Source organism: Candidatus Burkholderia verschuerenii (assembly GCF_001189365.1).
Taxonomy (GTDB): Bacteria; Pseudomonadota; Gammaproteobacteria; order Burkholderiales; family Burkholderiaceae; genus Caballeronia; species Caballeronia verschuerenii.
This window is the reverse complement of sequence record NZ_LFJJ01000178.1, coordinates 1-11,437: the sequence shown is the minus strand read 5'-3', so window position 1 is coordinate 11,437 and position 11,437 is coordinate 1. Positions and strand designations below refer to the sequence as shown.

12 protein-coding genes are annotated in these 11,437 nt (G+C 61.8%); 3 read left to right on the top strand and 9 right to left on the bottom strand.

Annotation, left to right across the window (positions count from 1 at the left end):
* Nucleotides 1–156 precede the first annotated feature (156 nt).
* From flhC to BVER_RS23280, 9 genes are all read right to left on the bottom strand, one after another.
* Nucleotides 157–828, bottom strand: a complete 672-nt coding sequence (flhC, locus tag BVER_RS23320; protein ID WP_050455305.1) for a flagellar transcriptional regulator FlhC — start codon at nucleotides 826–828, stop codon at nucleotides 157–159.
* 26 nt (nucleotides 829–854) lie between these two features.
* Complete coding sequence (gene flhD, locus BVER_RS23315) at nucleotides 855–1,172, bottom strand: flagellar transcriptional regulator FlhD (RefSeq protein ID WP_050455304.1); 318 nt, start codon at nucleotides 1,170–1,172, stop codon at nucleotides 855–857.
* Between the two features lie 512 nt (nucleotides 1,173–1,684).
* On the bottom strand, nucleotides 1,685–2,815 hold the full coding sequence (locus tag BVER_RS23310; RefSeq protein WP_083452315.1) for a purine-nucleoside phosphorylase: 1,131 nt from the start codon (nucleotides 2,813–2,815) through the stop codon (nucleotides 1,685–1,687).
* Between the two features lie 153 nt (nucleotides 2,816–2,968).
* A complete protein-coding gene (locus BVER_RS23305) occupies nucleotides 2,969–3,712 on the bottom strand; it encodes an RES family NAD+ phosphorylase (RefSeq protein ID WP_198155338.1) in 744 nt (247 codons plus the stop codon).
* 7 nt (nucleotides 3,713–3,719) lie between these two features.
* On the bottom strand, nucleotides 3,720–4,616 hold the full coding sequence (locus tag BVER_RS23300) for a hypothetical protein (protein WP_050455302.1): 897 nt from the start codon (nucleotides 4,614–4,616) through the stop codon (nucleotides 3,720–3,722).
* Nucleotides 4,617–4,716: 100 nt separating this feature from the next.
* The gene (locus tag BVER_RS23295; RefSeq protein WP_050455308.1) at nucleotides 4,717–7,269 is read right to left on the bottom strand and encodes a mechanosensitive ion channel family protein; all 2,553 of its coding nucleotides are present in this window, start codon (nucleotides 7,267–7,269) and stop codon (nucleotides 4,717–4,719) included.
* Nucleotides 7,270–7,407: 138 nt separating this feature from the next.
* Entirely contained in the window at nucleotides 7,408–8,337 is a 930-nt protein-coding gene (locus BVER_RS23290) for a cation diffusion facilitator family transporter (RefSeq protein WP_050455301.1), read from the bottom strand.
* Nucleotides 8,338–8,362: 25 nt separating this feature from the next.
* Complete coding sequence (gene selD / locus BVER_RS23285) at nucleotides 8,363–9,409, bottom strand: selenide, water dikinase SelD (RefSeq protein WP_050455307.1); 1,047 nt, start codon at nucleotides 9,407–9,409, stop codon at nucleotides 8,363–8,365.
* 61 nt (nucleotides 9,410–9,470) lie between these two features.
* Complete coding sequence (locus BVER_RS23280) at nucleotides 9,471–10,040, bottom strand: putative glycolipid-binding domain-containing protein (protein ID WP_050455306.1); 570 nt, start codon at nucleotides 10,038–10,040, stop codon at nucleotides 9,471–9,473.
* A 254-nt stretch (nucleotides 10,041–10,294) separates the two neighbouring features.
* On the opposite strand from BVER_RS23280, the gene BVER_RS23275 reads away from it, so the two are divergent.
* The 3 genes from BVER_RS23275 to BVER_RS23270 all read left to right on the top strand — a co-directional run bounded on the left by BVER_RS23275 (nucleotide 10,295) and on the right by BVER_RS23270 (nucleotide 11,316).
* Nucleotides 10,295–10,720 carry a BspC domain-containing protein gene (locus BVER_RS23275; RefSeq protein ID WP_050455300.1) on the top strand — a complete coding sequence of 142 codons (426 nt, stop codon included), beginning with the start codon at nucleotides 10,295–10,297 and terminating at the stop codon, nucleotides 10,718–10,720.
* A gap of 198 nt (nucleotides 10,721–10,918) precedes the next feature.
* Nucleotides 10,919–11,041: a hypothetical protein gene (locus tag BVER_RS35335; RefSeq protein WP_269750794.1), complete on the top strand. Its 123-nt coding sequence runs from the start codon at nucleotides 10,919–10,921 to the stop codon at nucleotides 11,039–11,041.
* Nucleotides 11,042–11,088: 47 nt separating this feature from the next.
* Complete coding sequence (locus BVER_RS23270; protein ID WP_050455299.1) at nucleotides 11,089–11,316, top strand: hypothetical protein; 228 nt, start codon at nucleotides 11,089–11,091, stop codon at nucleotides 11,314–11,316.
* The last annotated feature ends 121 nt before the right edge of the window (nucleotides 11,317–11,437 follow it).

Below are 11,437 nucleotides of genomic sequence, written 5' to 3'. Positions count from 1 at the left end.
CTTGGTCGTGGCCATGGCGTAAGCCCTCCCGAGGGCAGGTTGACGAACTGGACATTCATCAACTTACACCACGGCCACCCCTGCCTCTGCGCTCCTGCCGCCTCAGCGTTTTTGCACATCATTCTGCCCCCCGGCGGACGATCGGCGCCGCTACCGCTAAGCAGCCTGTGCGACCAGGCCTGGCCGTTGCGGCTGCAAAGCCGCTACGTTAGCGAGTGCCACATCTTTCAGAGCGTCCTGTTCGGTTGGCACTTCGTTCTTGATCGATACAACCTCCAGCGCGGTTTCTTCATTGGCCTGTCGTGCGGCCGCCGCTTTTTTGGTCTTCCCCGCGCGTGACGGCGGCTGGCAAGCCCCGCACACCACGTTGTTCTGCAAATCGTGCTTGTGCGCGACGAACTTTCCGGTGCAGCGGCAGCAGGAGGTCATCTGCAGCATGCCGGCGTCGAAGAAGCGCACGAGCGTCCAGGCCCGCGTCAGATCGAGCACGGCTTCCGCGCCACTGTGGCGGCAGTGCTCGAGATACAGGCGATATCCCTTGGTCAGCGCGTCGAGATGCGAGCAGCCGGCCTCGTTCTTCAGAAACGAATAGGTGTTGTAGAAAAGCGATGCGTGGATGTTCGGCAGCCACGTCATGTACCAATCGGCGGAGAACGGCAGCATGCCCTTGGGCGGCGACATGCCCTTCACTTCGCGATAGAGACGGATCATGCGATCGCGCGAGAGCGTCAATTCGCTCTCCAGCACTTGCATGCGCGCACCGAGTTCGATCAGCGCGATCGCGCGGAACACTTCCTGGGCGTCTTCGGTGAGGCTCTTTTTCAGCATGGCTCGCTCCGTCTCTCTGAGGGGATTTACGCGAACTGTTCAGCCGGCTGGCCAGCCAGCAGGATGGCGGCGTGCGTCGGCGCAATTTCCGCGTTCTTCGCGGGTTGCGTCAGCGCCGACAGCATCGAGTGGTCGTTGAAGCGGAAAGCGCAAAGCAGATTGTCGGAAGACGCCAGCTTTACCACTTGCGCGAGCGTCAGCCCGGACAGCAGATCCGCGAGTTCCTTCGACAGACCGAGCCGGAACATACCGATGGCGCGGTCCTCGCGCAGCAGACGCTGGGCGAGCATGATGTACGACAAGTTGATTTCCCGGATGGAGTCCAGCGTTTCGCGACCGTTCATGGTTGCAACTTCCAGTAAATCCCCGAATTTCTTGCCGGCTTATGCCGCTATCTTTTTTATGCCTTACCGAGCTCGTCGTCCCGGCATGCCCTGCTTTAACGTTTGTATCAGCGCGTTACATCTTGTAACAGCTACTGTGAAACGGATTCTAAGAACAGTCTCAAACGATTGCAAGACCATCTCAATAATATTTTGTTGCAAACAACACTTGGCATCAGTAATTTTTGCGATGCGGTAAAACTGTCTGAAAATCTGGAGGTGTTTTGGCGGATTTAAGCTAACGGCGCTTAATGAGGCAGGCTGGATTTTTGTAGGACTAATTGCCTGATGCCCGTAATAACGCGGTTTGGCGGGAATGGTTGACGTCTAGCGGATACATTTTCGAGATGCTTCCGATAGGCAAAATATCGGAAAAAATGCCGCACTATCGTTTTTACCGATAGGTGGCATTTAGAGTAAATAATGCTTTTCACGCGTTACATCTGATCAATAAGCAATACTTTCGGCTTAAGTTAACGCTGAAGAATGCCTTTCCGCCACGCGCCCCAATGTGTAACGATCTCTTGCACCAATGGGTTGCCGGTCAGATACAAATTTTGAATCGCCGGCACGAAACCGCCCTGCGCCGAATAGTTGAGAAGGTTGTCCGAGGCCATCTGTCCTTCGTAAGGCCGGTCGAAATCCGAGCCCGCGCGCAGTACCGCGATCCGCGACAAATCCACCCGGCGCGTGCTCGCCGCGCGCTTGAGGGCTTCGTAGGTGGCGTTGTCTTCCTGCTGGGTCGTGCAGTAGACGCCCTTCCCGTCGGTCAGCTGTTTGGTCCAGTAGCGCGCCCGCTCGCCGATGTATTTGCCCGACCACCACGTATCGCCCGCCAGCGTGTCGCACTGGATGACGCTCGGCGGCTTGTTGGCCGGCGCGTAGTTGAATTTGGCGCGGGCGACTTGCGCGTCCGCGCTGTCGGTGAGTTTGACGTTGCGCGACAGCGCGTAGGCGGCATCGGCGAGCGTGGTGTTGAGCGCGAACACCTCGGTGCGATAGTCGAGCGGCGGTTTCTCGGTCGGCCCCTTCGTGTTGATGCCGAGGAAACCGCTCAGCCAGTCGGCGGGCTTCTCGCGCACGTCGAGTTCCCACTGGATGCCGAAGTCCACCAGATACTTCGCCCACGCGGCCGATCCGAGCGTGCCCTGCGCCGGATCGATACCGGCGATGCCCGCCACGAGGAAATACGTGCGACGCAGATCGAAGCGATCCGAGAACGTCAGCGCCATCAGCGATGCCGCCGCGTTGGTGTGGCCCATGCCGGTCGTCAGCACGCAGACGTCGTCGCGATTGCAGTGCACTTCGGGATAATCGGGCGACAGGCCGGGCACCTTGATCGCGCGCCACGGGCCGAGGTTGTCGAGCCAGACCTGACCTTCGGGGCCGAACATCGAGATGATCATCACCTTGACTTCGCGGCCGCCGCCGCCTCCTCCGCCGTCACCGTGACGGTCGCCGCCCCAGTCGTCGTCGCCGTGCGCGAACGCGCAACCGGTGAATACCGACAGGCTCGTCAATCCGGCAGCGAACAGGCCGGCGAGCAGTGCTTTCTTGAGGCTTCGCGGAGATGAGTTCGAGCGTGACGCGTCATTCGTTTTCATGGTGAGCGGGTTCCTCGTCGTGAAGGTTCGAACTTCGAAGAAAGGCCGCGCATGTTGTCGCAAACACGCGCGGCCGGCCCGGAGGATTATAGGAGCGTCAATAACATTGGAAAGGATGCATAACCCTTAAGCAATGTTGCATCGACTTGGCTGTCAGGCGACTGGAACCTCGGGCACGCACGGGCTGTCGCCAAGTCGTTCTTCTGGTGAATCGGCATCGCCGAATTCATGTTCTTGAGCGTCGACGGGCGGAAAAAATTCGGGAGATTCCGGCGCGGCGCGCCAAAGCAGCCCCTGTTCCGCCAGCGCAAGACGGATCTGCGCTTCGCCCTCGGGCGTGTCGAGACAGTAGAGTTCCTCGTTCTTGAAGCGCCACCAGTTGGACTGCATCGGCGGATCGTAGAAGAGCGTCGCCGTTTCGTTGCCCGCCTGCCGCGAGTACCACATCAGCGCTGCGCCGTCGCCGTGCCCGGCTGCGCGCAACTGCTGCATCAGCTTTGCGGTGAACGCGTGCGTATTGTCGTGATCGGGATCCTTCAACATGCGATCCCATTGCTCGTCGAGTTCGGACGGCGCATCGACGATCGCCCGGCGATAAGGCGGACGCAGATCCAAAATCGGCGTCTCGACGGTCAGTTCGAGGCGCGCGAGCATCATGTCCTTCAGATGCAAACGGTCGGTATAGACGTAGCCATCGTCGACGGACGCGTGGCGCAGCACGGTTTCCCACAACGCCGCCGCCCGGGTTGCGCCCGTGTAGAACATGCCGTGCGAGCCATCGCGCCAGGCCAGCCGCGCTTTCGAATTCCGATTCGATGAGGTCGGCGCAAAACGGTTTGGGTACACATGCCAGTAAGTGCCGAGACTTGCCTTGCTGAATACGATCTTGTGTAACACGGCTTCATTACCAGCTTGCATCATGCTCTCCGCTGAACTCTTGTTGTGCTGCTTCGATCACGCGTCGAGCGTTCGTCGTGAAAACATCGGCGGGCTTGTGTCCATCGAGCCTTGCATGCGGCGAGTAAAGCCAGAACGCGATGCGCCAGCCGCCGCGATCATCCAGCGCGGACAGCGCCGTCAACAGTTCCTTGAGCTCCGGACGAATCGCCCCGTGCTCGAACTGGAAATCCGGGTACCGATAACTTCGATCCTGCGCCGACCAAACCCCGAACAGCGCCCCGCGCTTGCGTTGTCGGTACGCATACTGATTCGGGTTCGTCGCGTCGATGGCCATGCCGAGCAACGTCGCGACGCCCTTTCCGTCGCGCCAGTCTCGAGCGAGCAACGCATTGCGGAAGTCGATCGCGGACTGCTGCGGATCGGATGCGGCGATTTGCGCTGGAGCGGCCTGCGTCTCAGTCATGGCGGCTTGCTGCTGGTAGACGGCATCGAGCAGCTTCACGACTTCGATGTCCGTGCCGTCGGCTTCTAGCACGACGAGATCGTTCGAATTGAGCCACGCGCGCGCGTCTTCGGCCGCGATCGGCGCAAATTGAGCGACGTGAGTGAGATCCGCGACCGGCGTTGTGAAGAACCGCCGTCGCTGTTCGGACGATACGGACAGATGTACCCGCACCGAAGAATGCGGACTCGTCACCAGATGCAGCAGCAATTGAAAAAGCTGCAGAAGCTGATAGCTAACGCGCTGCTGATGGTAATGGTGACGATCGCGCGCGTAGAAGCGCAACCGCGCGCCGAGCGTGTCGTGTTGCGAGACGAGCTCACGCGCGTTGATCGTGCCGACGTCGACGAGCGGTTCGCGTCCGTTTTGGCTGACTTCGAAAAAATTGAGTGAGGACATGGACCGGACTCCCTGAATTCGCGCGGACGCCGTCGATACGAACCGACATCCCACAAATCGAGATTACCAGTGGTTATCCTGGTTATCAAGGTTAATCTGGTTAGCTAGCCTTCCCCGACGCCCTCGGTGGCGGCACGTTCGCCGCGACATCCTGCGCCTGCTGCGCTTCGTTGGTCGGATGCTGCGCCGCCTTCGATGGCTCGCCGCGCTGATCCGCGCCCGCCACGTCCGCGTCGGCGTGATCCTGCTGACCCTCGTGCGCGCCGTTCTCGCCGCCGCCGACGATCACGAAATTCCGCTGCGGATTGGCGATCTCGATGCCCTTCGCCGTGAATTCGTTGAGAATGCGCCGGTTGAATTCGCGCTGCGTCGGCCAGCGCGCGCTGTCGCGGCATTGAATCTGGCCGGCGAGCGTGACGGTCGAGCCGTCGACGGCATCGACGCCCCAAAAACTGAAGTCCGACAGAATGCCGTCGCGGAACGCCGGGTCTTCGCGCAAGGCCGTGCCGATGTCCTTCAGCGTCGAAATGGCGAGGTCGACGTCCTGACCCAGCGCGATCGACACCCGCACCGCCGCGTTGCCGATACCGCGATTCGTGTTGTTCACCGTCGATACCGAACTGAACGGCACCGTGTACAGCGAGCCGTCGCCGCCGCGCAGACGCACCGTGCGAATCGACAGATATTCAACCGTCCCCGATACGCCCGCGACCGTCACCCAGTCGCCGACCTGCATCGCGTTTTCCATCAACAGAAAGATGCCGGTGATGAAATCCTGCACGAGCTTTTGCGAGCCGAAACCCAGCGCCACGCCGAAGATGCTCGCGCTCGCCAGCAAGGGCGCGGTGTTGACGCCGAGTTCCGACAAGCCGGTCAGCACGACCACCATCGCGATCAGGATGAACAACGCGGTGCGCATCATCGGCAACAGCGTGCGCAGGCGCGCGGCGCGCACGCGATCGCCGCTCGTGTTCCATTCGTCCAGACGCTTTTCGACCATCACGTTGGCGGTTTCCCACACGAGCACGGCGAAGATCGCGGCAATGGCGATCGTCACCAGCGCCGACGCGATCTTGTTGCCGACGCCGCCCGACGTGAAGAAGCCGATGATATGCACGACCCACACTTCCAGCAGCGCGATCACCGTCACCACGGCAATCACCGTCTGCACGGCGCGTCGCAAAATCGGGTAATAGCGATACGCATGCTGATGCGCGATCGACCGCGCGATGAAATCCTCGTCGTCGTGATCGTGAAACACGCGACCGAGCGCGCCGAACGCGACGATCGCCGCCACGCGCGCGCCGATCAGCACCAGCAGCGACACGCCGCCGAGATGGAACAGCGTCCGGTAGCCGTTCTGCACGTCGAGCGCCCACACGAACCACAGCGCGATCACGAAGAAGATCGCCACGCCCGCCCACACATCGGCCACCCAGCTGCCGACCAGCGCGGTGGATCGTGTGCCTTCCATGCGTCCGCGAATGCGATCAGCCACGGGTTTGCGGCATTCGTAAATCGTCCACGCGATGACCAGATGCACGTCGAGCGTCACGATCTTGAGAATCGCGATGCGCGCCGCATCCGACAATCCGAGCGGCTCGAAGCCGTTGGCAATCGCAATACCGATCCCCGCCGTCAGAACGATGCTCCGCAGCCGCCGATACGTGTAGATCGCGTAGTCGTCGCGCATCTGCAGAAGACGCAGACCTTTCGCGTGCGGCGCGAGAAAGAAGCCGATCATGATGGTGATCGCGCGGCAAATCAGATACACGTCGATGATCGAACTGGCGACGTGCGCCTCCGTCGTGTTGTCCTCCATGACGATCGACATCAGCAAGGTCGCGACGCCGATAAACACGGCGAGCGGCACGAACTTCAGCAGCAGATAAAACAGCGCGTTGGGCAGCCGTTGCAGCAGCGTCCAGTGACGCGCGGCGTGACGTTGTCCGCGCGCGCTTTCGACCTTGCGTTCGGCGACGTGGATGGCGACTTCATCGCCCGTGCGCTCGGCGGCCTGTTCGGCGCGCACGGCGGCTTTTTCATCGTGGACGAGACCGGGATCGTCGACTTCGGCATCCGCGACGCCGCGCGCCGCGATCTTCGCACGCGGTTTGCGCAAGAAACGCGCGCATAGATACTCGATCAGAAACGCCGGCATCAGCGACAACAACACGGCCCAGAATACATGCTCGAAAATCGCGCGCGCCTGCGGCGTCGCGGTGCGGTCGTGCCACCATTGCGCGACCGAACGGCCATTCAGCAAGGCCGCGATCGACGCGCGCAGATCGGTGCCGAACTTCACCATCCAGTTGCCCGCCTGCCGCGATACCTGCGATGCCAGCCCGTTGGCCGTCAGCGATTTGGCGAGCACGCCCGACGCGCAGCTCGCCGCCGTCGCCGACGACGCACTCACCGCGGCCGATGCGCTTTCCGTCGCGCTCGCGGGCGCGGCCAGCGCATCGGCGACTTGCGCGCGTTTCTGCGGATCGTTGAGCACGCTGAGCGCATTGCGTGCCTGTTGCGGGGTGAGTTCCGCGCCGGACGTCGATGTCGGATGCGACGCCGTCGTTGCGGCAAACGAAACAGATGGAAGGATCGAGAGAAGACTCGACAAGGCAAGCAGGACTGCGGCGATTGCAAGTTTGCGCATGGGTCGAATGAAGATCACGAAAGGACAGGAGCTCGTTGCGGACGACGCGCACGACGTATCGTAGCGCGATTGGCGCGACGTCATTCGCTCGACGAGCGTTCGCTTTTACGAGGCCGAATAGGCTCGAATATCAGCGCATCACGCTGCTTCGGCGGGCTTGCTCGCCTCGCGCGCGACATCCGGCTCGAAGAACACCCAGCGCACTTGCGGAAAGGCGCGCTGCAAATCGTCCTCGATGACATTGATCGCGTCGATCATCGCGCGGCCACTCGCGTAGTCGATCATTTCGGCCTGCACGGCCACGACCACATGTTTGCCCCACTGCAGCGTGATCAGACTGATGATGCGCGTAATTTCGCCACGCGCACGCAGATGCGCTTCGATCGCACGGCGCACTTCCGGACTCGCCGATTCGCCGACGATCATCGACTTCACTTCGCGCGCCACCAGAAACGCGATGATCATCAGCAATACGCCCACGCCGATGGAACCCGCTGCATCGTAAGCGGGATTGCCGGTGATCATCGTCATCAGCACGGCGGCGAACGCGATGGCCAGACCGAGCAGCGCCGCGACATCCTCGCCCGCGACGACCAGCAACTCCGATTCGCGCGTCTCGCGGAACCATCGCCATAGCGATTTGTTGGGCGTTTCCTTGCGAATCTCGCGGATCGCGCCCATCAGCGAAAACGCCTCGAGCACGACCGATATCCCGAGAATGACCAGCGCGACGACCGGATTCGACAACGGTTCGTGATGCATCAGCCGATGCGCGCCCTCGTACACCGAAAACGCCCCGCCGACGAAGAACAGCAGCAATGCGACGATCAGCGCATAGAAGTAAATCTCGCGCCCCGAGCCCAGCGGATGCAGCGCATTGGCCGGCGCCTGCGCGCGGTTCAGTCCGAACAGCAGCAGCAACTGATTGCCGCAATCGGCTGTCGAGTGAATGGCTTCGGCGAACATCGAGCCGGAGCCCGTGAACGCCGCCGCGCCGAACTTGCACACGGCAATGCCGAAGTTCGCGGCCAGTGCGTAAAAAATCGCTTTGGGAGATTCGTCGTTCATGCGGTCCTTGGTCGGGTTGCTTGTTTTAGCCCACTTCGACGCGGCCGGGACCGTCGACCATTTCGCCGATCACCGCGGCTTCGTCGAAGCCGTCGGCGCGGAAAATCGCGAGCACGTCGTCGACGGCTTCGGGCGCGCACGACAACAGCAGCCCGCCGGACGTCTGCGGGTCCGTGAGCAAGGCGCGCGCCTCGTCCGCCGCGACATCGAGCGATACGTCCGCGCCGTAGGCGGTCCAGTTGCGTCCCGACGCGCCGGTATAGACGCCTGCGCGCGCAAAATCGCGGACTTGCGGCAGCCACGGCAGATCGTCGTAACGGATGCGCGCGGTCAGGCCCGCGCCGCGCGCCAGTTCGAGCGTGTGACCGAGCAGGCCGAAGCCGGTGACATCGGTCAGCGCGTGCACGGCGTCGAGTTGCGCAAGTTCCGCGCCGGGGCGATTGAGCTTGGTCGTCGCGGCGATCATCGCGGCGTAACCGGCTGCATCGAGCTTGTCTTTTTTCAGGGCCGCCGACAGCACGCCGACGCCCAGCGGCTTGCCCAGCACCAGCACGTCGCCGGCGCGCGCGGACGCGTTGCGCTTCACCTTCGACGGATGCACGACGCCGATCGCCGCCAGCCCGTAGATCGGCTCGACGGAATCGATCGAATGGCCGCCCGCCACCGGAATGCCTGCATCGGCGCAGACGGCTTCGCCGCCCTTGAGCACTTGCGCGATGACGTCATGCGGCAGCACGTTGATCGGCATGCCGACCAGCGCGAGCGCGAGAATCGGCTTGCCGCCCATCGCGTAGACATCGGAGAGCGCGTTGGTCGCGGCGATGCGCCCGAAGTCGAACGGATCGTCGACGATGGGCATGAAAAAGTCCGTCGTCGCGACGATGGCCTGCTCGTCGTTGAGTTTGTAGACGGCGGCATCGTCGGCGGTGTCGTTGCCGACCATCAGGTTGGGAAACGCGGGCAGCGGCACGCTGCGCTTGAGCAGATCGGCGAGCAGGCCCGGCGCGATCTTGCAGCCGCAACCGCCGCCGTGCGACAGGCTCGTGAGACGGGGAGAAGTCATATCGTTCATGGTCGGAATCCGGTGCTTCGTCAAGACGTGACCGTCATTATCGCCGCTCGACGAAACGCGGTCATGACACGCGCCGGAACAGGCCCGGATAGTCGAGCACGAGGCCATCGCCGTCGACGGAGATCTCCGCGCTGAATCCCGTGTCGAGTCCTTCGTAGCGATATCGCCGGCTCGTCTCGATGCACGTATAAGCCTGCTCGACGGCGTGCACGCTCAGCTCGGGCACGTTCACGTAGACGACGCGGATCACGTGCCGCTCGTCCGGTTCCAGCCGCAGGCGGCGAATCGGCAGCGTATTGGTGAAGGGCGTGGCCGTCAGATCGACGTCGATGCAGCCGTCGAGCGCCGGATAAGGCTTGCCGTCGGCGTCGAACCAGGTGCACAGCGCATGCGCGCGCCCGTTGTTGCCGCTGCGGCATTGCAGATCGAGCGACGCGCCGTTCGCCAGCCTGAGCGCCAGGCGTCGGACGTGCCAGCGCGCGTCGCATTCGATGCGGTACATCAGCCCGAACGCCTCGCCGCCGTTCTCGCCCGCCACGACGCTCTCGATCACGATGCCCTGCTCGCCCTCGTCCAGAACCAGATGCTCCAGACCCGTGCCGTCCTGCTGTGACCATCGCACCGTTTTCATTGCGCGCTCCGTCTCGCTTGCGGAAGCCAAAAGGATACAACGCGGCGCGATTGCCTTTCGATCGGCATTCAAAATGCGCGAACCGCTCGACTCGCCAAAACTTCGCACGATATACTGCGTGCTATCTCGAAAAGGCGCGCGCATCGAATCCGGAAGCAACGCGCTTGGTTCTCGGCCACTTTCGGCCATTCACGCGATCCGCGCCCTTGGCATCCACCGCCTTTTTGGCCGCTCTGCGCCCACGTCGCCATCGCATGAAAAATTCAATCGTTCCCGCCCTGCTCGCGCTGCTGTTGTCGGCGACGACGTACACGTTCGTCCACGCGCAGGAGTTGCCCGAGGCGAAGCCCGAAGACTATTCGTATCTCGACAAACTGCATGTGCCCGACGCCGTGGCGCGCTGCGTCGCCGCGTTCGATCGCTGGGTCGCCGATGCACCGAAGTACGACGCGCTGATCGTGCCCGACCGTCGCGTGCTGTCGGCGAAGATCGATAGCGAGACGCCGATCTTCAGCGTCGGCAATCCGATTCCGGTCGATCAGGTCATCGTGATGCGCGCGTTCGCCAAGGCGCGCGGCACGGCCAAATGGATGCGCGTCGACAGCCGCTGCGGCGTGCGCGACGATCATGTGGTCGGCGTTTCGCTGACGCCGAACATCAAGCCGCAGATCATTCGATAAGTTTTTCAAGGCCGTTGTAAGCGCGACGGCTTTCTCTTCTGCATCGCAATTTGATAAGGATTGCGATGTATATCCGCAAATCTTTATTACGAAGCGAAAACGCAAATATTTCAAACATCAAGTTTGCTTACAAAGCAAAACGGCTTGTCATTTTGCGAATCGCTACATTGAGCTTCATGGATTCACACGGAGAAACCCATGAAGAAGCTGGCGATACTTGCAGCGCTCTGCGCGGCTCTGGCAAGCACGCTGTCGGGCTGCATCATCGTGCCCGATGGCGGTGGCGGCTGGCACCACCACCACCACGACTACTACCGTTGATCCACCGATTCGACTTGACACGGAATCACCGCACGAAGGAGAAAACCATGTTCGACAAGACCAAAAAGACTTTGCTGATTGCATCCCTTGCCGCTTCGCTCGGCATGGGCATGGTGAGCGTCGCATCGGCGCAGGACCATCATTCGTATCATCACACCGTGAAGGTGGGCTGGCATGGCGACCGCTATTGGGACGGCCATCGTTACTGGGCGCGTAACGACTGGGAGCATCACCATCCGCCGCACCATGAAGCGCCGCCGCCGCATCGTTATTGAGTCTGGCCTGCAAAATTGAATTTGCCGGAATGGACCCGACGACGCAGTCTGGTGCAGACGTAAACGCACATCTCAGCCAGGTCTGCAGCGCACGAGTAGAGGTTGAGGCATGACGTTGAGC